The organism is Mitsuaria sp. MSU3D (assembly GCF_056867975.1).
In genome coordinates, this window is the sequence record NZ_CP200314.1 from 521,703 (window position 1) to 541,231 (window position 19,529).

A 19,529-nucleotide genomic window follows, 5' to 3' on the forward strand; every position below is an offset into this window, starting at 1 on the left:
TTCATCAGGGATGAAGGTACTTCAGCATCCCGAACACGATGGACGTCGTCGCGCCGATCGTTGCGACCTGGCTTCCGATGATCCAGCGGACCAAGTCGCTTCGCATGTGCGACATCTCGCCTCGAACGTTGGCGATGTCGCCGCGGACGCTGGCGATGTCCTGCTTCAACTCTGCGCGGACGGTGGCAATCTCGCCACGCACGAGGGCAATCTCCTGCCGCAGTTCAGCGCGCACCATGCCGACCTCGCTGCGAACGCCGGCGATCTGGGACTTCATCTCCGCCATTTCCGTCCTGACCGTATACATGTCGGAGTTCTTGGCCAGATGGGCTTGTTTGTCGTTCATGCGTTTCTCCAAGGCGCTGTCGATCGATTCAGCGGCGGTGTCGGCGTCCTGCTGCGAGGCGCCGACCTGACGGAATGCCTTGTGCAATGCGAGCTTCATTGAGCGGCTCCTTCGCGTTGTGTACTGCGTGTTCTTGGGTGGGGTGGGCAGCGATCATCCTGCGTTCACGGGGTCTCGTCTCTCGCACATTTCAGTCATTTCCGGGGGAGGCGCGGAGAGAATCGACGCATGTCTCCGCTGCTGCCGCCATCGCTCGTTGCCGTCCTTCCGCGCTGTCTGCAACTGGCGCGTCAGCCGCTGCCGGAGGGGCTCGTTGCGCTGCGGCTCGGTGACGCCACGATCGGCCGTGTGCATCCGATGCGCCAGGTCTTGCTAGGCGAGGTCTGGCCCGAGTTGAAGCGCCGCGAGGGCGCGTTGTGCTGGGACGCCGAGGCGCTCGATGTCGACGCCCGCTCCGAGCGCATCGGCGCCGTGGCGCTCGCGCTGAAGGCGCGCGGCGCCATTGCCGGCTGGCGCGGCGAACGCTACGCCTGCGAGCGGCCCGTCGAGGATCCCTGCTCCGAACGCGGCGAAGTGCTGTTCCGTCTGGAGCGCGCCGCCTTCCGCTTCTTCGGCCTGATGAGCCGCGCCGTCCACATCAATGGCTTCCTGCCGGGCGCGCGGCTCGTGTGCGGCCGACGCGCGCTGACGAAGGCGACCGATCCGGGCAAGCTCGACAACCTCGCCGCCGGTGGTCTGACCGCCGATGAAGACCTCGTCGATTGCGCGCGTCGTGAGCTGCTGGAAGAGGCCGGCGTGCCGATGGTCGTCAGCGCTTCCGTGCAAGCGCGCGGCGCCTTGCGCAGCACGCGCATGGAACCCGAAGGCCTGCACGACGAGGTGCTGCATGTCTTCAGCCTGCAGTTGCCCGCCGGCTTCTCGCCGCGCAACGGCGACGGCGAGGTCAGCGAGTTCCTGACGCTGGACCTGGAGACGCTCGCCCAACGACTCGCCGCGGGCGAGTTCAGCCACGACGCCGCCGCGGTCAGCGCCTTCGGTTTCCAGCATTCGCACGCGCTGGTCGATCTGCGCGCCTGATCGGCGTCCGAGGGCGGACCAAGGCAGAAGCGGCTCGGCACAATCGCCGGGATGGATCAAGTCGATGCAGTGGTGATCGGGGCCGGGGTCGTCGGCCTCGCGGTCGGACGGGCGCTGGCGATGCGCGGACTGGAGACGCTGGTGCTCGAGCGCGAACTCGGCATCGGCACCGGCGTGAGTTCGCGCAACAGCGAAGTCATCCACGCCGGGCTCTACTACCCCACCGGCTCGCTGAGGGCGCGGCTGTGCGTGCGCGGCAAGCAGCTGCTCTACGCGCACTGCGAATCGCACGGCGTGCCGCACCAGCGTTGCGGCAAGCTCGTCGTCGCCACGTCGGCCGAACAACTGCCCGGCCTGCGCGCGTTGCAGGCGAACGCCGCCGCGAACGGGGTCGACGACCTGCGCTGGCTCACGCGCGAGGAGGCCCTCGCGCTCGAACCCCAACTGCAGTGCGAGGCCGCCTTGCTGTCGCCCTCGACTGGCATCGTCGACAGCCACGGGCTGATGCTCTCGCTGCAAGGCGATCTGGAGCGGCATGGCGGCGCGGTCGCCTTCGGCGCGGCGGTGACCGCGGTGCGTCGCGACGGTGGCGCGCACGTGGTCCACACCGACGACATGACGCTCGGCGCCCGCATCGTGGTCAACGCGACGGGGCTGCGCGCCCCCTTGCTTGCCGCCGCGATCGAGGGCCTGCCGCCGCCACCCGTGGCGCGCTTCAGCAAGGGCTGCTACTTCGCGCTGCAGGGGCGGGCGCCGTTCTCGCGGCTCGTGTACCCGATGCCCCAGGACGCGTGGCTGGGCGTGCACCTGACCCTGGACCTCGGCGGCCAGGCGCGCTTCGGCCCCGATGCGCAATGGCTGGACGTCGCGAGCCCCGAAGACATCGACTACGCCGTCGATCCCGCCCGCGCCGACGTGTTCTACGACGACGTGCGCCGCTACTGGCCCGCGCTGCCGGATGGCGCGCTGCAGCCCGCCTACAGCGGCGTGCGGCCGAAGATCCATGGGCCGCACGAGCCTGCGCCCGATTTCCGCATCGACGGCCCCGCGCAGCACGGCGTGCCGGGACTGGTGAACCTGATGGGGATCGAGTCGCCCGGACTCACGAGTGCTTTGGCGATCGCCGAAGAGGTCGTTGCACGCAGCGGACTCGAATGAGTGCGCGGTCGATCAGGGACGGCAGTGCGTGAGGTTTGGACGCTTGCCGTCCGGGCCTCATGCACTGGCGGCCAAGCGCAGAGACTTGGCAGGTGGAATGCCTCCCGCTTCAATCTGCCGGCACGCGCAGCGCGCGTTCCCGCTCCTTCGCGATGCGCGCGGCGAAGTCCGCCGCCGAGCCGCCCGTCGGCAGGTTGCTGACGTCGAGGATCTTCGAGCGGATCTCCGGCAGCCGCAGCGCCTCGTTGACGACGCTGTTGATCAATCGCAGCCGCTCCTCCGGCACACCGCGCGGCGCGAAGAGCCCGAACGTCGAGACGAGGTTCGCGTCCGGAAAGCCGAGCTCGGCCAGCGTCGGCACGTCGGGCAGCACCGGCAGCCGGACCGGCGAGCCGATCGCCAGCGCCTTCAGCTTGCCCTGCCGCACGAACTGCAGCTGCTGCGACGCGACGTTGGAGGACAGCAGCTCGAACTGCCCGCCGATCGCATCGGTCAACTGCTGGCCGCCGCCCTTGTAGGGCACGTGGATGATGTCGACGCGCGCCGCGGCGCGCACCTGCGCCAGCACCATGTGCCCGACCGTCGCGTGGCCCGACGTCGCCCAGCGCAGGCGGCCAGGCGCCGCGCGCGCGGCGGCGAGCATCGCGGCGAAGTCCTTCGGCTTGAACGACGGATGCGCGAGCACCAGCACCGGCGTGTCCATGACGCTGACGACGGGCGCCACATCGGGCGCCGTCGCGGAGGGGCCGGCGCCGGCCGGCGCGAACACCAGCGGCGAGATCGCGCAGTAGGCCAGCGTGTGACCGTCCGGTGCCGCACGCGCGAGCGCCTCCAGCGCGGTCAGCCCGCCAGCGCCGGCGCGGTTCTCGACGATCACCGGCACCTTCAGCCGCGCGCTCATGTGCTGCGCGAGCGCGCGTGCGGTCTCGTCGCTGACGCCGCCGGGCGGGTAGGCGACGATCAGGTGGATGGGGCGCGCCGGCCAGGGCTCGCCCGCGACCTGCGCAAGACCTGGCACCGCCACCGCGGTCCACGCGGCGGCGTTCAGCAACGCGCGCCTACGCATCGCGGTGCTCCATCGCGATGCGGCGGGCCAGCGCGAGGAAGGTCGCCGTCGGACCCTCCTGGTCATGCGAGCGATACGCGATCGTCAACGGCGCTTCCAGCCGCGCATGCTTCTCCAGGGGCCGGAACACGATCGAGTGCGCGTGCACGCCGCGCATCGACGCCGGCACGACCGTGATGCCAGCACCGGCCGCCACCAGGTTGAGGTTCATCATCATCCGGTCGACCTCCACGAAGCTGCGCGGCTTGACGCCGTCGCGCTCGCACAGCGCCAGCAGGTTGGCGTAGAGGCCCGGCGCCCCCGGGCGGCGGACGAGGATCAGGTCCTCGTCCTCGAGCTCCGCCAGCGGCACCGGCGTGGCCCCCGCGCGCGGCACCGTCGCGAGCCGGTGGTCCAGCGGCAGCGCCAGCAGCGCGGGCTCGGTCAACAGCGTCTCGAAGCTGACGCCTTCGGGCTGCGCGACCGGCACGCGCAGGAAGGCGCAGTGCAGCCGCGACTTCACGATCGATTCGATCAACCCGGCGGCATGGTTCTCGGTCATCGTCAGCGCGATGCCCGGGTGTTCGCCGCGGCAGGCGCGCAGCACCGCCGGCGTGTACGCATGCGCCGCCGCCGAACTGGTGAACCCGATCGCCAGCAGCCCGTGCTGCCCGCCGGCCAGCCGGTCCATGCGGTCGCGCATGTCGTTGTAATCGCGCAGCAGCCGCCTCGCTTCGTCCAGGAACTGGCGACCGCCGTCGGTCAGGCTCACGCCCTTCGGATGGCGGTGCAGCAGGGCGATGCCCAGCTCCTGTTCCAGCGTCTTGATCTGCTGGCTCAGCGGCGGCTGCTGCATCCCGAGCAGCGCCGCCGCGCGCGTCATGTGGCCGGTCTCCGCGACCGTCACGAAGTAGCGCAGATGTCGAAGGTCCATGTCTGCGTTGTCTCCTGGTCCTCGGGCTCGCCGTCGCCCTGCCATGCGCAAAGCTACGTACGTCCCATATTCAAAACGTCTCGGACTCTGCGGATCAGTGTATTTGACGCTATGGAGGCCGGTCACTAAGGTCCGGCCCGGATACCGAGAAAAGCGATCCAAGAACCGTCCGAGAACGGTCCCACTGCGGTCGGGTGAGCAGTACGACGAGCGGTCCCGCACGAGGACACGACGACAACCATACGGAGACAACGCTGATGAAGACGAAACGACAGTCGAGGAACGCGTGGAACGCATCCAGGGCCCTGGTCCTGGCCACCACCGCGGTGGGAGCGGCCAGCGGCGCGCAGGCGCAGAGCGGCAGCAGCGTGCAGGTGTTCGGCCTGCTCGACATCGGCGTGCAGGCGCTGAAGGCCAGCGGCAGCGACACCCGCTACTTCGTGAACAGCGACGGCAACACGTCCAGCCGCTTCGGCGTGCGCGGCACGGAAGACCTGGGCGGCGGGCTGAAGGTCGGCTTCTGGCTGGAGTCGGCGGTGTCCGTCGACGACGGCACCAGCGGCGCGACCAGCACCAACAACAAGGATTCGGTCAGCGGCGGCCTGACCTGGGGTCGCCGTGCGACCGTCCAGATCTCCTCGGCCGACTGGGGCGAGCTGCGCCTGGGCCGCGACTACGTGCCGTCCTTCGGCAACCTGACCACCTCCATGCATCCGTTCGGGACGAACGGCGTGGGCAGCTCCGGGATCATGTACTACCCGGCGCCCGCCAACGGCACGACGGCGCGCACCAACGTGCGGGCGTCCAACTCGATCGGCTACTTCACGCCGTCGGGCCTCAACGGCTTCTACGGCCACGCGATGCTGGCGCTGGGCGAGCAGGGCGCGGGTCCGACGCACAAGGACGGCCAGTTGACCGGCGTGCGCATCGGCTGGCGCAACGAGACCTTCAACGGCTCGGCGGCGATCTCCAAGACGCGGTATGCCACCGGCGACTACACGCAGAGCAACGTGGGCATGGCCTACACCTGGGGGCCGGCCAAGCTGATGGCGCTGTGGGGCCGCAACGAGGTCGGCATCACCAGCACGACCGCGACGATGCTGGGCACCCAGTGGCAGGTGTGGCCGCAGGGCGAGCTGCGCTTCGCCTACGCCTGGCTGAAGGCGAAGAACGTCGCCAGCGACGCGACGCACATCGCGATCGGCTACGTGCATGACCTGTCCAAGCGGACGGCGCTCTACACCAACGTCGCCAAGGTGGACAACAAGGGCCGCGGCACGCGCTTCAACGTCGGTCTGGCGACGACGCAGCCCGGGGGCGACAGCGGCGGCTTCGAGGCCGGCGTGCGCCACAACTTCTGACCCTCGCTTCAACCAGCAGCAACGAAGGAGTACGACCATGTCGAACAGCATGCTCTCCACCACGTCATGGCGGTCGTCCTGGCAGTCCTCGGGGCCGTCCTCGGGGCGGCCATCGCGGCGGTCCTCGAACCTGGCCGGCGCGGTCGCGCTCGCCTTCGCGGCGCTGGGCGCCTGCGTGCCGCTGGGCGCGCAGGCGGAAGCGACCAAGATCCTCTTCGTCGGCAACAGCTACACCTTCGGACGCGTCGATCCGGTGATGAGCTACAACGCCGCCAACGTCCACGACCTGACGGCGGCGATGTACGCCAGCAACCCGAGCGGCGCCAACAGCTTCGAGCCCCATCCGTGGGGCGGCGTCGCCGGCATCTTCAAGCAGTTCACCGTGCAGGTCGGGTTGGACTACGACGTCTCGATCTCGGCGCGCAACGCGGCCTCGCTGCGCGGGCAGTTCCTCAACACCAACAACGCCGGCTGGGACCTGCGGGGCAATATCGGCTCGCAGGCCTGGGACAAGGTGGTGCTGCAGGAGCAGAGCGACGAGCCGCTGACCAAGCAGCCGGGCCTGGCCTCCAACCCGGCCTACTTCAACACGTACACCAACCTGATCGAGAACTGGATTCATCAAGGCAACGCGCTCAGCTACCGCGAGCGCGACCTGATCGGCGGCACGAACGCCAAGTGCGCGGAGATCACCGGCGCGTCGACGGGCACCTGCTCGCTGCTGCGCAACGTGCCGGCGAACGCCCATGCCAACGCGAACGCCGACGTGTACCTCTACCAGACCTGGGCGCGGCCCAACCTGGTCAACGCGCCCAGCACGACGGTCACCGACGAGAACACCGGCGAGGTCATCCCGACGGGGCAGCCTGCGCCGTCCTTCTACCCGTCGCTGCAGGCGATGACCGACGACCTGAAGCAGGCGTACACCGCGGCGGCGCTGATGGCGGGCGCGGACGGTTCGGGCGGCATCGCCGGCGTCGCGCCGGTGGGCGAGGCCTTCATGCGCGCGATCGCGGCGGGTGTCGCGACGCCCGACATGTACGCGTCGACGGCGGCGACAGACGGACTGCTCGACCTGTGGTTCGACGACGGCACCCATGCAAGCAAGTACGGCTCCTACCTGAGCGCGCTGACGCTGTTCGGCACGATCACGGGGCTGGATCCGGCGGTGCTGGGCCTGAACGAGATCGCCGCGCGCGACCTCGGCATCAGCGCGGCCGACGCGCTGCTGCTGCAGCGCGTGGCGAGCGACCAGCTCGGTTTCGCCGCGGCGGTGCCGGAGCCGGCGTCGTTCGCCCTGGCGGGGCTGGGCCTGGGCCTGCTGTGGATGCTGCGTCGACGTCGCGCGGCGGCGTCGGTCGCGGCGCCTTTGATGGCCACCAGGCCCACCGCGCTCGCGCCCGGCGGCGCGGCGGCCTGACTGCAATGATCCGAAGGGAGAAGAGGATGACGATGAAGCGGATGACGCGAACGAACGGGATCGGCGGCGCGAGCGCGTGGATCGCGTGGTCGACGACCTTGTTGCTGGTGGCCGGCGTGCCGGCCACCTTCGCGAAGGGCCCGGCGGGCGCGAGCTTCGACATGGCGGCCGAGACCGCGCCGGCCCCGGCCGCCTGTCCGTCGGGCGTCGGCGAGGGCGCGAGCTGCCTGTCGGGCAAGGACAGCGCCGGTGCGCTCTACATGATCGTGATGCCCAGGCAGTGGAACGGGGACCTCGTCGTGCATGCGCACGGCGGGCCCTTCCTCGGCGCGCCGACGATCAAGCGCGTGACGGAGGACGTCGAGCGCTGGACCATCATGCCGCGCCTGGGCTACGCGTTCGCGACGTCGAGTTACCGTCAGGGCGGCGTGGCGGTCACCGCCGCGGCCGAGGACAACGAGCGCCTGCGGCGCCTGTTCATCGACAAGGTCGCCAAGCCCAGGCATGTCTACCTGCACGGCCAGTCCTGGGGCGCGAGCGTGGCGGCCAAGGGTGCGGAGCTGTTCGCCGACGGCAAGCCTTACGACGCGGTGCTGCTCACCTCCGGCGTGCTGGGTGGCGGGACGCGGAGCTACGACTTCCGGCTCGACCTGCGTGTCGTCTACCAGTACCTCTGCCACAACCATCCGCTGGCGAGCGAACCGCAGTACCCGCTCAACATCGGGCTGCCGGCGGATTCGCCCTTGAAGCAGCCTGATCTTGCGAAGCGCGTCGACGACTGCCTGGGCCTGAACAAGCCGGCGGCGGAGCGCACGCCGGAGCAGGCGTCGAAGATCAAGACCATCGTCGACGTGATCCACATCCCGGAGCGCAGCATCCAGTCGCATCTGAACTGGGCGACCTGGCACTTCCAGGACATCGCGCAGAAGCGCACCGGCGGCGCGAGCCCGTTCGGCAACGTCGGCGCGGTGTATGCCGGCTCGAGCGACGACGCGGCGCTGAACGCGGGCGTCCTGCGCTACACGGCCGATGCGAAGGCGGTGGCGACCTTGTCCGCCGATGCGGACCTGGGCGGGAAGATCCCGGTGCCGGTGCTGACGGTGCACGCGATCCACGACCCGACGGCGATGGTCGAGCTGCAGGAGAGCTTCGGCCGCACGATGGCTGCCGCGGGCCGCGGTGATGCGCTGGTGCAGACCTTCACCGGCGACAAGGACCACAGCTACCTCAGCGACCCGACCTATGCGGCGCTGATGGACGCGCTGACGACCTGGGCCACGCAAGGGAAGAAGCCGACGCCCGAATCCATCGCCGCCGGCTGCGAGAAGGCCAGGGAGAAGCTGGGGCAGACCTGCCGCTTCGAGCCGAAGTACCAGGTGAAGGCCATCGAGACGCGGGTGCCCAAGCGCGACCGGCCCTGACAAGGCGGTCTGCCAAAGTGGCCGCGATGAGGCGTCGGGATGACGCCTCATCGCGGTTCACTCGGCCGGTGGCCGATGAGTCGCGGGCTGGAGCGACTGGAGGAACTCTGCCAGGTCGCATTCGTTCAGAAGCCCCTGCGCAACGTCGACCATGACTTCTTCAAGTTCAATGCTCCGTTGCAAGTTGATGCCCTCGGCCTTCAGATACGCCAGGGCACTGGCGAGCGCCGTCCTCTTGTTGCCATCGTTGAAAACATGTCCTCGAGCGATGGCCACCGCGTACATGGCGGCAATCTCTCAAAGATGTCATCCATGCCTGCGAACTGCATACGATTGATGACACGTGAGAGCGCACTCTCCAAGGCGCCCATGCCGTGATCACCGGGTAATCCACCTTCATCTCGAAGGATCGAGTCGTGGATTCGCAAGACCTCATTCGCGTCCAGCATGGTTCAACGCTTTGCAAGCGCGCGAAGGACGTCGCGATGTTCCGCGATGACCTGTTCGACGATGGCCATGAACTCCGGACTCACTTCGCGTGAGGGGGCGCGTTCTTCCCCGGGGCGTGGGAGATTCTTTGGCGGGTATTTCCTCGTGCGTTCAACGTAGGGGATGCCGTACTTCTCGTGCAATTCGCGTATCGATTTCATGAGCGACTCCTTGGGCTTGCAGCGTATTCGGCTCGCGGTATCTCCCGCAATCACCTCGACGTAGGTATCGCATCCCCCATCGGTGTCCCCCCTTTCGGGAGAAGCGAAGCGCTCCGATCAGGCGAAGAATCGGCCAGTTCCCATGCACAGGAGCTCGCCATGTTCACCGACCTGATCCGCACCGGCCGCGAGGATGCGCCGCAGGGCAACCGCCGAGATTTCATGGAGGCGGCCGCCGCGCTCGGGATCAGCGTGATGGCGGGGCCGGTGCTCGCGCAGACGGGGCAGGGTGGCGCGCCCGACCTGATCCTGCGCAACGGCCGCATCACGACGATGGATCCGGCCAGGCCGGAGGCCACTGCCATCGCGCTGCGCGACGGCGTCGTGATGGCCGTGGGCACGGACGCGGAGATCGCCAAGCTCGCCGGCGCGAAGACGCGTGTCGTCGATGTCGAGAAGCGTCGCGTGATCCCAGGGCTGACCGACTCGCACATGCACATCATCCGTGGCGGGCTCAACTTCAACATGGAGCTGCGCTGGGACGGCGTGCGCTCGCTGGGCGCGGCGCTTCAGATGCTCAAGGACCAGGCCGCGCGCACGCCGGCGCCGCAGTGGGTCCGCGTCGTCGGCGGGTGGAACGAATTCCAGTTCGACGAGAAGCGCATGCCGACGCTCGCCGAGCTCAATGCCGCCGCGCCGGACACGCCGGTGTTCGTGCTCAACCTCTACAACCAGGCCTTCCTCAACCGCGCGGCGCTGCGCGCGGTCGGCTACACGAAGGACACACCGCAGCCCGCCGGCGCCATCATCGAGCGCGACGCGCGCGGCGAGCCCACCGGCCTGCTGCTCGCCGAGCCCAACGCCTTCATCCTCTACAACACGCTGAACCTCGGCCCCAAGCTCGATCCCGAGCAGCAGCTCAACTCGACGCTGCACTTCATGCGCGAGGAGAACCGGCTCGGCGTGACCTCGGTCGGCGACGCGGGCGGCGGCTTCCAGAACTATCCCGACGACTACGCGATCATCGACAAGCTCGCCAGGGAGAACCGCCTCACGGTGCGCATCGCCTACAACCTGTTCCCGCAGAAGGCGAAACAGGAACTGGCCGACTTCCAGCGCTGGGCGCGCACCGGCAAGCCGGGCGACGGCAGCGACTTCTACAAGCTCAACGGCGCCGGCGAGATGCTGGCCTTCAGCGCCGCGGACTTCGAGGACTTCCTCGTCCCGCGGCCCGAGATGCCGGCGGCGATGGAGAACGACCTGGAAGGCGTGGTGCGTTTCCTTGCCGGCAACGGCTGGCCGTGGCGCATGCATGCGACCTACAACGAGACGGTGTCGCGCAGCCTGGACGTGTTCGAGAAGGTCCATCGCGACCACCCGATCGACAAGCTCGGCTGGTTCTTCGACCACTGCGAAACGGTGACGCCGCAGAACCTCGAGCGCATCAAGCGGCTGGGCGGTGGCATCGCGGTGCAGAACCGGATGTCGATGCAGGGCGAGTACTTCATCCGCCGCTACGGGCTGAAGGCGACGGCCGAGACGCCGCCGGTCAAGCGCATGCTGGAGATGGGCATCCCCGTCTCGCTGGGCACCGACGCGACGCGGGTGAATAGCTACAACCCGTGGCAGGCGCTGTACTGGCTGGTGTCGGGTCGCACGATCGGCGGCACCTTGCTGTATCCGGAGGAGCGGCGGCTCGACCGCGTCGCCGCGCTGCGGCTGATGACGGCCGATGGCGCCTGGTTCTCGCGCGACACGGGGAAGAAGGGCGTGCTGAAGCCGGGCGCGTTCGGCGACCTGGCGGTGCTCGACCGCGACTTCCTGACCGTGCCCGAGGACCAGATCCAGGACATCACGTCCGTGCTGACCGTGGTGGCGGGGAAGCCGGTGCACGGCAGCGGTGCCTATGCGTCGCTCGCGCCGGCCTTGCCGCCGGCGATGCCGGACTGGTCGCCGGTGCGCACCTACGGCGGCTACCAGGCGCGCAAGTCGGCGGCGTCGTCGTCGCTGAGCGATGCCGAGCGCCGCTACCAGTACGCCGCGCAGTGCGCCTGCGCGAGCGCGTGCGGTGTGCATGCCCACGATCACACGGCGGTCGCGAGCGCGGCGCGCGACGCATCGGCGGCGCAGGCGTTCTGGGGCGCGATGGGATGCAGCTGCTACGTGTGAGGCCGTCCTCTGACGTCGATGCTGATGATCGCGGTGGCCGCGGCCTCAGCCGCCGTCGTTGCTGGCGCTGCCAGAGGGGTCGCGCGGCACCGGCGGGCGTCGTCAGTCGCCGAGTCCGAACAGCTTCGCCGCATTGCCCCAGGCGATCTTGCGGGACGCGTCCGCGGGCAGGTCGCCCAGCCAGGTGCGGTAGCCCTTCATCGTGGCCTCGTAGTGCTGCCAACGCTGGTTGACCCAGGTGTCGGAGCCGACGAGGAAACGATCCGGGTACTTCAAGATCAAGGCGCGCCACGCGGGGCAGAGCCTGCCGTCGTCGCAGGTGAGACCGGGGCGGTAGGACAGCTCGCCCATCAGCCGCGGGTACTTCGCGAGCAGCGCCTCCACGCGCTCGATCGGCGCGCCGTTGATCCCGGTGTGCGCCCAGATCAGTCGCGCTTCGCGGCCCTTGCTGGGCGTCGCTTCCATCAGCAGGTCGATCGCCTCGTCGTCGACGTGTGCGAGCACGACGAGCGACTTCTCCTCCGCCAGCGCCATCAGCTTCTGCGCGACCGGGCCGCGCGCGTTGGCGCTGTCGTAGAGGTGGAACTCGCCGATCCCGCGGTAGGGGCCTGACGCCGTCCCGCGCGCGAGTTCATCCTGCACCATGCGATAGATGCTCTCGTTGCGGAACCAGCCGTCGTAGTCGGAACGGGTGCGATAGAGGCGGATGAACGGCACGACGGTCACGCCGGCCGCTCGTGTCTCCGGCAGCGACGCGAGCGTGCGCGTGCCGTCGTTCGGGCGCGAGTTGGCGAGGATCGCCTTCACGCCGCTGCGCTGCATGCGCGCGAGCACGTCCGACGGCGGATGCGGGCCGTCAAGGCCGTTCCAGGCTTCCTCGTTGTAGTGGAGGTGGGCGTCGAAGATCGGGCCGACGTAGTCGGCGGCGTGGGCCGCGCTGCCGCCGGTCAACGACACCGCGACCGCGGTGAACGACGCGAACACGGAGACAAACGACATCAGCCGCCGGAGAGCAGGGCGCATGGACGGCTCCAGTCGATGGGACTGGAGTCTATTCTTACTCAGTCGCTCATGCAGTCGTTCCTGCAGTCGTTCCTGCAGTCGCTCACTCGATCGACAGCAGCGTCACCGACCTCGCCGGCAGCGTCAGCGTCCGGCCCAGCGTCCTGCGCTCGCCGGTCATGACGTCGACCGCCGTGTCGCCCTCGCGCAGCATCTCGGGGAAGCGCGACAGGTCCAGCTCGCGCGGCTCCTTCGCCTTGCTCAGCACGAGCATCAGGCGCCTGCCGCCGAGGCCCTGGGCCGCGTCGTAGCGGAACAGCACGTAGCTCTCGGCCAGCGGCGCGTACTGCATCAGCGCGCCGCCGTGCACGAGCGCCTCCGTCTTGCGCCAGTTCAGCAGCCGCTTCAGCCAGGCCTGGGCGCCGGCCTGGCGCTCGCCCAGCCCCGCGCCGGTGAAGGCGTTGACCGCGTCGCCGGCCCAGCCGCCGGGGAAGTCCGCCCGCACCGCGCCGTCGTCGCGATGGCGCGGGCTGGTCATCAGGATCTCGGAACCGTAGAAGAACTGCGGGATCCGCCGCACGAAGGCGAGGTAGGCCCAAGCCATCTTCGTCAGCTCGACGTCGTCGTGCAGCACGCTGTAGACGCGCGGCGTGTCGTGGTTGCCCTCGAACAGCACCAGGTTGGCCGGATCCGGATAGACGAAGTCATGCGCCAGCGCCTCATAGAGCTTCGTGAAGCCGCCGTCGTGCGCGTCCTGCTGGTTCAGGGCGGCCAGCAGCGCCTCCTGCAGCGGGAAGTCCATCAGGCTCGGCAGCGAGGACACGTAGCCGTCGTGGTTGTGCTTGCCCGCCTGCCAGTACGACACCACGGCCGGGTGGGGGCTCCATTCCTCGCCGACGATGTTCAGCTTCGGATACTCGTCCTTGAGGCGGCGCGACCAGGCGGCCAGGAAGTCCTTGTCGGAATAGCTGTAGGTGTCCGTGCGCACGCCGGCCAGGCCGGCGGTCTCGATCCACCACAGGCTCATCTGCGTCAGGTAGGTCGCCATCAGCGGCTGGCGCTGGTTGAGGTCGGGCATGCCGGGGCTGAACCAGCCGTCGCTGAAGCGCTTGCGGTCGCTCGGCGCGGCGTACGGGTCCTGCAGCGACATGCGCGCGTGATGCGTCTCGGTGTACTGGGGCCAGGCGTTGACCCAGTCGGCCGTCGGCAGGTCGGCCATCCACCAGTGATGCACGCCGATGTGATTCAGCACGATGTCCTGGATCAGGCCGATGCCGTGGCGTTTCGCTTCGGCGCCGAGCCGCACGAAGTCGTCGTTGCTGCCGAAGCGCGGATCGACCTGGTAGAAGTCGGTCGCGCCGTAGCCGTGGTAGCTCCACTTCGGGCTGTCGTTCACCGACAGCGGGGTCGGCCACAGCATCGTGAAGCCCATCGCGGCGATGTAGTCGAGGTGCGACGTCAGGCCCGCGAGGTCGCCGCCGTGGCGGCCGCCCGGGTCGTCGCGACGCAGACCTTCGGCCAGGCCAGGCACCTCGTCGTTGCGCGGATCGCCGTTGGCGAAACGGTCCGGGACCACCAGGTAGATCGCGTCCTTCGGTCCGAAGCTTTCGCGCTGTGCCGAGCCCGGCAGGCGCGCGCGCAGGACGTAGCCATGCTCGACGACGACCTGTCCGTCACGCTTCAGGCGCAGCGTCAGCGTGCCCGGCTGGGCCGACGATTCGATCCGCAGGTCCACGAACAGGTAGTTGGGGCTGTCGCCGCGCCGCGTGCCGACCAGGGTCACGCCGGGCACGGGCGCCAGCTCCGCCTGCAGGGCGCCGATGCCCGCGCCGTGCAGCATCAGCTGCAGGTCGGGCGACTTCATGCCGACCCACCAGTCCGGCGGTTCGACGTGATCAAGCGTCACCGGGGCGGTGGAAGCGGTGGAAGAGGCGGGAGCGGTCGTCGCGGCGGAGGGAGCGTTTGTCATGACAAGAAGGCTCAAGGCGAGGAAGACGGTGGAGACGGTGGAGACGAAGGGGGTGGAAGGCGTGAGCGAGGCCAGCGGGGCGAGTCGTGCGATGTGGCGCGTCGTGGTCGGCATCCTGCACGCCCTTCAGCGAAGGCGGAAGACCTGCACCGACAGCGGCGCGGCGGTCAGCGTGACCCGACCCCGCGCATCGGCGGCGAGTGCCCTGGCCTGGATGGCGGCCGCCGAGCCCGACGGAGGCTGCGGGTGCAAGGCGCGAAGGCGCGCCTTCGCCGGCAGGCCGGGGAGCGTCACCTCGGTGGCAGCCCGCCCGTAGTTGATGACGACCAGCACGCGTTCGTTCTTGTAGGCGCGCTGGAAACTCAACACCTGACCCTGCGCGAGCGATGCCTCGTAGCGGCCGCGCGCGATCGCCGGCTGGCCGTTGCGCAGCGCCAGCATCGCCTTGTAGAAGTTCAGCAGCGAGCCCGGATCGGCGGCCTGCGCCTGCGCGTTGTGCGTCGAGAGGTTCGGCGAGGCCGGCCGGAACGGCGTGCCTGTCGAGAAGCCGCCCGGCGCCGGGGTCCAGCTCATCGGCGCGCGCAGCGGCGCATCGCCCGGCAGGCCGGCGACGCCGGCCTGGCCGATCTCTTCGCCGTAGTAGATGAACGGCGTGCCCGGCAGCAGCAGGTAGGTCGCGGCGGCGAGCTTGTAGCGTGCCTCGTCGCCCTCGAACTGGTCCCAGGCCCGCTTGCCCGCGAAGATGTCGTGATTGCTCAGCATCGTGGCCATCGACAACGGCGCCTCGGTGAAGAAGCGCGCGACCTTGGCCACCGCCTCGACCGAACCGTCGCCGCCCTTGGCGGCATCGATCACCGCGCGCTCCAGCCCGAAGGCGAAGGCGCTGCCGCAGATGTCGTCGCGCGTGTAGACCTTGGGTTCGGCGGTGGCCTCGCACACGACGAAGCGCCGCGGGTAACGCTTGATCAGGCGCGTGAAGTCGCCGGTCAGGACGCGGCTCTCCGGCTGGTCGTTCCAGTCCTTCGCGCTGTTCTCGATCAGGTGCGGCACCGCGTCGAGGCGGTAGCCGTCCAGCCCGCGGTTGAGCCAGAAGCGCAGGCTGTCCGCGTGGTACTTCACCACCGCCGGGTTGCGCATGTTGAAGTCGGGCATGTGCGGTCCGAACACCGCGAAGTAGCGCGGCGATCCGGCGCCCGCCTGGGCCGTCGATTCAGGCTTGGGCGGCGCGCTCGCGCCCTCGGGCACCTCGGGCGGGACGTCCTCGCCGGGCAGGTACCAGGGCGTCTTGCCCCAGATGTCCCAGTCCTTCAGCTCGCCCAGCGGCTGCGGGGTCCACACGAACCAGTCGCGCCACGGGCTGGCCGGATCCGCCGCCGCCGCGCGGAACAGTGGATGCTCGCGCGCGCTGTGGTTGATCACGTAGTCCATGACGACGCCGATGCCGCGCCGGTGGGCTTCGCGGATCAGCTCGTCGAAGTCGGCCAGCGTGCCGTACTGCGGCTCGATCGCACGGTAGTCCGTCGTCGCGTAGCCGTGGTCGTGGTCGGCGCTGGCGGTGATCGGCATCAGCCAGATGCCCTTGATGCCGAGGTCCTTCAGGTAGTCCAGCCGCTGCGTCACGCCGCGCAGGTCGCCGATGCCGTCGCCGTCGCTGTCCTGGAAGCCGCGCACGAAGATCTCGATGAAGGCGCCGTGCTGCCAGCCCTCGGGCAGCGCGCTGCGGCCGCGCGCCTCCTGGACGGGGGAGAGGTCGACGGGCGTCGCGGCCCTGGCCGGCGTCACCGCGGCGGCCGGCGCCGCACGCGCCGTCGGCGCCGTCAGTCCGGCGGCCGTCGCGACGGCCAGCACCGTGGCCGTGGCGAGGGCGAAGGGGCGACGAGTCATCTCGCGAATCTCCTGGTCTTGTGATCTTGTCTGTAGCAAAAGTACAAATCTGAACGTCGCCGGAAGAAGCTTCGGAGACGTCGTCGCGCCGCAGCATAGAAGGTATGGCCTATGAAGGGAAGTCCTGATCGCCCTCGTATGTAGTTTTGCTACCATCTGAAGCGCAGCGCCGGCATGGCCTTCGAGGAAGGCGGATCCGGCGCCAGAACCACCTTCCGATGGAGATCCGATGGGCGTCCGCTCGACCTTGTCCCGCCCCTGGCCACATCTGGCGGTATTGATGCTGAGCGGCCTGACCGGAATGCCGATGGCCATCGCCGCAGGCGATTCCTCGATCGCTGCAGGTGACCCTTCGCTGGCCGCCTGCGGCGCCGGGTGGGCGACGGTGCTGGCACCGCAGTCGCCGACGCTGGCGCCCCAGCCCGCCGCGCCCGCGATGCCGCAGCCGGTGTGGCTCGATGCACGCCGCCTGCGCTGGCCGGGCTTGACGCTGGCCGCCGGCGAGACCGTCCGGTGGCATCACTCGGCGGCTGGCGGATTGACCTTGAATGAAGGGCGCGTGGCCGGGAGCGACCGCAGCCTCGCGCTCCGGATCGTCGACGTCGCCCGCGAGCCGCTGAGCGCGGAGATCGCCGCGCAGGGCGCCTATCTGGGCGCCGGCCCGGAGTTCGCGTTGGAGGAGGGCGTCGACGCGGCCGTGCTGCAGCGCGGTCAGTCGCTGGTCGTCGTCGAGGACGCGCAGGGCCGCGTGCGGCGCTGGAGTCCGGCGCAGACCGCGCGCGCGCTCGATGCGATCTACGCCGCCGCCGAGGACGAGTCGGCGCTGGGCGTGACGGTGGGGTCGAAGGGCGCCGCCTTCAAGCTGTGGGCGCCGACGGCCGATCGCGTCGCGCTGTGCGTCTACGACGGCCCCGACAGCGCTGCCCGCGTGCGCCTCCCGCTGGCGCGCGACGACCGGACGGGGATCTGGGCCGTCGACACGGCGCGCACGTCCGGCGAGGCTGGCGCACCCGGCGCACCCGGCGTATCCGGCGCGGCGAGCGTGCGAAGCGGCTCGTATTACCGTTACCTCGTCGAGCTCTTCGTGCCGGGCATTGGCCGCGTGCGCAACCTCGTGACCGATCCGTACTCGGTGAGCCTGTCGGCGGATTCGGCGCGCAGCTACGTCGCCGACCTGTCCGAGCCGCGCCTGCAGCCGCGCGGCTGGTCGGTCAGCCGCATCCCCGACCGCGTGAAGACGCCGACGGACATGGTCGTCTACGAACTGCATGTGCGCGACTTCTCCCGCGACGACCGCAGCGTGCCCGCCGCGATGCGTGGCAAGTACCTGGCCTTCACGCAGTCCGGCTCGGCCGGCATGCGCCACCTGCGCGCGCTCAGCGAGGCAGGCCTGACGGACGTGCATCTGTTGCCGGTCTTCGATCTGGCCACCGTACCGGAGCGCCACTGCGCGATCCCGCGCGTGCCGAGGGCCGCGCCCGACAGCGACGCGCAGCAGGCGGCCGTCATGGCCGTCGCCGACAGCGACTGCTTCAACTGGGGCTACGACCCGTACCACTACAGCGCACCCGAGGGCAGCTTCGCCAGCGATGCCAATGACGGCGCGGTCCGCGTGCGGGAGTTGCGCGCGATGGTGATGGGGCTGCATGCGGCGGGACTGCGCGTCGGCATGGACGTGGTCTACAACCACACGACGGCCTCCGGGCAGCATCCGCATTCGGTGCTGGACCGCATCGTGCCCGGCTACTACCAGCGCCTGGACGTGCTGGGCCGTGTCGAGCGCTCGACCTGCTGCGACAACACCGCCACCGAGCACCGCATGATGGGCAAGCTGCTGGTCGACTCGGTGGTGCTGTGGGCGCGGGAGTACAAGATCGCGTCCTTCCGCTTCGACCTGATGGGGCACCAGCCGCGCGCGGTGATGGAACAACTCCAGGCGCGCTTGAAGCGCGAGCTGGGTCGCGACGTCCAACTGATCGGTGAAGGCTGGAACTTCGGCGAGGTCGCCAACGGCGCGCGATTCGTGCAGGCCTCCCAGCTGTCGCTGAACGGCACCGGCATCGGCACCTTCAGCGATCGCGGCCGCGATGCGGTGCGCGGCGGCGCGGCGGGTGACGATGCGGCCACTTCGGCGCGCCGGCCTGGATTCATCGTGCCGGCGCACTCGGGGGATGCCGCGCGCCGCGAGGAACTGCTGCGCCAGGGCGATCTGCTCAAGCTCGCGATGGCGGGCACGCTGCGCGGCTTCGAGCTGGAGACCGCCGACGGCCGTCGCGTCGCCGGCGAACGCCTGCCCTACGGCGACCAGCCCGCCGGCTACGCCTCGGTGCCGGCGGAGGTCGTCAACTACGTCGAGAACCACGACAACCAGACGCTGTTCGACGCGCTGGTGCTGAAGCTGCCGCGCACCACGAGCGCCGACGACCGCGCCCGCACGCAGGCGGTGGCGCTCGGGATCAATGCGCTGAGCCAGGGCGTCGCCTACTTCCATGCCGGCGGCGAGTTGCTGCGCTCCAAGTCGATGGACCGCAACAGCTACGACTCGGGCGACTGGTTCAACCGGCTCGACTGGCGCGGTCGCGACAACGGCTTCGGCGCCGGCCTGCCGCCTGCCCGCGACAGCGGCCAGGACTTCGCACTGCTGCGGCCGCTGCTGGCCGATCCCGCGATCAAGCCCGGTCCGGCGCAGATCGACTGGACGCGGCGCGTGTTCCTCGACCAGTTGCGGATCCGCGCCAGCACGCCGCTGTTCCGGCTCGCCGATCCGGAGGAGATCCGGCGCCGGCTCGTCTTCCACAACACCGGCCCGGCTCAGCAGGCCGGCGTGATCGTGGGTCGACTCGACGGGGCTGGACGCGCGGATGCCGTGTTCGATCGGCTGCTGTACGTCGTCAATGCCACCGCCGAGCCGACGTCGCTGACCTTGCCGGCTGAAGCCGGCTTCGCCTGGCGCCTGCATCCGGTGCAGCGCGCCGCCGGCGCGGCGGATACGCGCATCCGCAACGAGTCGCGGGTCGACGGCGTGCGGGGGCATTTCCGGGTGCCGGCGCGCAGCGTCGCGGTGTTCGTCGTCGAGCGTCGTTGAACGGTCCC

At 69.6% G+C, this 19,529-nt stretch carries 15 protein-coding genes; 7 read left to right on the forward strand and 8 right to left on the reverse strand.

Annotated elements, in window-relative coordinates:
- Positions 1-4: 4 nt before the first annotated feature.
- A complete protein-coding gene (locus AC1VNM_RS02385; protein ID WP_377156110.1) occupies positions 5-445 on the reverse strand; it encodes a hypothetical protein in 441 nt (146 codons plus the stop codon).
- Between the two features lie 129 nt (positions 446-574).
- Here AC1VNM_RS02385 and AC1VNM_RS02390 point away from each other — a divergent pair, with 129 nt between their 5' ends.
- On the forward strand, positions 575-1,423 hold the full coding sequence (locus tag AC1VNM_RS02390; protein WP_483105737.1) for an NUDIX hydrolase: 849 nt from the start codon (positions 575-577) through the stop codon (positions 1,421-1,423).
- Positions 1,424-1,474: 51 nt separating this feature from the next.
- Positions 1,475-2,581: an NAD(P)/FAD-dependent oxidoreductase gene (locus tag AC1VNM_RS02395; protein WP_483105738.1), complete on the forward strand. Its 1,107-nt coding sequence runs from the start codon at positions 1,475-1,477 to the stop codon at positions 2,579-2,581.
- 109 nt (positions 2,582-2,690) lie between these two features.
- Here the strand turns inward: AC1VNM_RS02395 and AC1VNM_RS02400 are convergent, their stop codons facing one another.
- Positions 2,691-3,647 carry a Bug family tripartite tricarboxylate transporter substrate binding protein gene (locus AC1VNM_RS02400; protein WP_483105739.1) on the reverse strand — a complete coding sequence of 319 codons (957 nt, stop codon included), beginning with the start codon at positions 3,645-3,647 and terminating at the stop codon, positions 2,691-2,693.
- Positions 3,640-4,560: a LysR family transcriptional regulator gene (locus tag AC1VNM_RS02405; protein ID WP_483105740.1), complete on the reverse strand. Its 921-nt coding sequence runs from the start codon at positions 4,558-4,560 to the stop codon at positions 3,640-3,642. The genes AC1VNM_RS02400 and AC1VNM_RS02405 overlap by 8 nt, the downstream gene beginning before the upstream one ends.
- Positions 4,561-4,817: 257 nt before the next feature.
- On the opposite strand from AC1VNM_RS02405, the gene AC1VNM_RS02410 reads away from it, so the two are divergent.
- Genes AC1VNM_RS02410 through AC1VNM_RS02420 form a run of 3 tightly spaced genes read left to right on the forward strand, consistent with a single transcriptional unit; the run spans position 4,818 to position 8,762 of the window.
- Positions 4,818-5,921 (forward strand): porin, encoded by a 1,104-nt coding sequence (locus tag AC1VNM_RS02410; protein WP_483105741.1) that lies wholly within the window; start codon positions 4,818-4,820, stop codon positions 5,919-5,921.
- Positions 5,922-5,958: 37 nt separating this feature from the next.
- On the forward strand, positions 5,959-7,341 hold the full coding sequence (locus tag AC1VNM_RS02415) for a PEP-CTERM sorting domain-containing protein (RefSeq protein WP_483105742.1): 1,383 nt from the start codon (positions 5,959-5,961) through the stop codon (positions 7,339-7,341).
- 41 nt (positions 7,342-7,382) lie between these two features.
- Positions 7,383-8,762, forward strand: a complete 1,380-nt coding sequence (locus tag AC1VNM_RS02420) for a hypothetical protein (RefSeq protein ID WP_483105743.1) — start codon at positions 7,383-7,385, stop codon at positions 8,760-8,762.
- A gap of 57 nt (positions 8,763-8,819) precedes the next feature.
- Here AC1VNM_RS02420 and AC1VNM_RS02425 read toward each other — a convergent pair whose 3' ends face one another.
- Both AC1VNM_RS02425 and AC1VNM_RS02430 read right to left on the reverse strand, forming a co-directional pair.
- The gene (locus AC1VNM_RS02425) at positions 8,820-9,047 is read right to left on the reverse strand and encodes a type II toxin-antitoxin system death-on-curing family toxin (RefSeq protein WP_431102576.1); all 228 of its coding nucleotides are present in this window, start codon (positions 9,045-9,047) and stop codon (positions 8,820-8,822) included.
- Positions 9,048-9,214: 167 nt separating this feature from the next.
- On the reverse strand, positions 9,215-9,412 hold the full coding sequence (locus AC1VNM_RS02430; protein ID WP_483105744.1) for a hypothetical protein: 198 nt from the start codon (positions 9,410-9,412) through the stop codon (positions 9,215-9,217).
- Between the two features lie 255 nt (positions 9,413-9,667).
- Between AC1VNM_RS02430 and AC1VNM_RS02435 the strand changes: the two genes are divergently transcribed.
- On the forward strand, positions 9,668-11,581 hold the full coding sequence (locus AC1VNM_RS02435; protein WP_483109223.1) for an amidohydrolase: 1,914 nt from the start codon (positions 9,668-9,670) through the stop codon (positions 11,579-11,581).
- Between the two features lie 102 nt (positions 11,582-11,683).
- Here AC1VNM_RS02435 and AC1VNM_RS02440 read toward each other — a convergent pair whose 3' ends face one another.
- From AC1VNM_RS02440 to AC1VNM_RS02450, 3 genes are all read right to left on the reverse strand, one after another.
- The gene (locus AC1VNM_RS02440; RefSeq protein ID WP_483109224.1) at positions 11,684-12,580 is read right to left on the reverse strand and encodes an amidohydrolase family protein; all 897 of its coding nucleotides are present in this window, start codon (positions 12,578-12,580) and stop codon (positions 11,684-11,686) included.
- Between the two features lie 106 nt (positions 12,581-12,686).
- Positions 12,687-14,552 carry a glycoside hydrolase family 13 protein gene (locus AC1VNM_RS02445; RefSeq protein ID WP_483105745.1) on the reverse strand — a complete coding sequence of 622 codons (1,866 nt, stop codon included), beginning with the start codon at positions 14,550-14,552 and terminating at the stop codon, positions 12,687-12,689.
- 126 nt (positions 14,553-14,678) lie between these two features.
- Positions 14,679-16,436: an alpha-amylase family glycosyl hydrolase gene (locus AC1VNM_RS02450; RefSeq protein ID WP_483105746.1), complete on the reverse strand. Its 1,758-nt coding sequence runs from the start codon at positions 16,434-16,436 to the stop codon at positions 14,679-14,681.
- Positions 16,437-16,665: 229 nt separating this feature from the next.
- Here AC1VNM_RS02450 and AC1VNM_RS02455 point away from each other — a divergent pair, with 229 nt between their 5' ends.
- Complete coding sequence (locus AC1VNM_RS02455; RefSeq protein ID WP_483105747.1) at positions 16,666-19,521, forward strand: alpha-1,6-glucosidase domain-containing protein; 2,856 nt, start codon at positions 16,666-16,668, stop codon at positions 19,519-19,521.
- The last annotated feature ends 8 nt before the right edge of the window (positions 19,522-19,529 follow it).

Excerpts from the sequence above, each read along its gene's own strand:
- AC1VNM_RS02450 (WP_483105746.1), bottom strand. The coding sequence starts at position 16,436 with ATGACTCGTCGCCCCTTCGCCCTCGCCACGGCCACGGTGCTGGCCGTC.
- AC1VNM_RS02455 (WP_483105747.1), top strand. The coding sequence starts at position 16,666 with ATGGGCGTCCGCTCGACCTTGTCCCGCCCCTGGCCACATCTGGCGGTA.
- AC1VNM_RS02395 (WP_483105738.1), top strand. The coding sequence starts at position 1,475 with ATGGATCAAGTCGATGCAGTGGTGATCGGGGCCGGGGTCGTCGGCCTC.
- AC1VNM_RS02425 (WP_431102576.1), bottom strand. The coding sequence starts at position 9,047 with ATGTACGCGGTGGCCATCGCTCGAGGACATGTTTTCAACGATGGCAAC.
- AC1VNM_RS02430 (WP_483105744.1), bottom strand. The coding sequence starts at position 9,412 with ATGAAATCGATACGCGAATTGCACGAGAAGTACGGCATCCCCTACGTT.
- AC1VNM_RS02390 (WP_483105737.1), top strand. The coding sequence starts at position 575 with ATGTCTCCGCTGCTGCCGCCATCGCTCGTTGCCGTCCTTCCGCGCTGT.
- AC1VNM_RS02385 (WP_377156110.1), bottom strand. The coding sequence starts at position 445 with ATGAAGCTCGCATTGCACAAGGCATTCCGTCAGGTCGGCGCCTCGCAG.
- AC1VNM_RS02405 (WP_483105740.1), bottom strand. The coding sequence starts at position 4,560 with ATGGACCTTCGACATCTGCGCTACTTCGTGACGGTCGCGGAGACCGGC.
- AC1VNM_RS02435 (WP_483109223.1), top strand. The coding sequence starts at position 9,668 with ATGGCGGGGCCGGTGCTCGCGCAGACGGGGCAGGGTGGCGCGCCCGAC.
- AC1VNM_RS02415 (WP_483105742.1), top strand. The coding sequence starts at position 5,959 with ATGTCGAACAGCATGCTCTCCACCACGTCATGGCGGTCGTCCTGGCAG.
- AC1VNM_RS02420 (WP_483105743.1), top strand. The coding sequence starts at position 7,383 with ATGACGCGAACGAACGGGATCGGCGGCGCGAGCGCGTGGATCGCGTGG.
- AC1VNM_RS02445 (WP_483105745.1), bottom strand. The coding sequence starts at position 14,552 with ATGACAAACGCTCCCTCCGCCGCGACGACCGCTCCCGCCTCTTCCACC.
- AC1VNM_RS02400 (WP_483105739.1), bottom strand. The coding sequence starts at position 3,647 with ATGCGTAGGCGCGCGTTGCTGAACGCCGCCGCGTGGACCGCGGTGGCG.
- AC1VNM_RS02410 (WP_483105741.1), top strand. The coding sequence starts at position 4,818 with ATGAAGACGAAACGACAGTCGAGGAACGCGTGGAACGCATCCAGGGCC.
- AC1VNM_RS02440 (WP_483109224.1), bottom strand. The coding sequence starts at position 12,580 with ATGTCGTTTGTCTCCGTGTTCGCGTCGTTCACCGCGGTCGCGGTGTCG.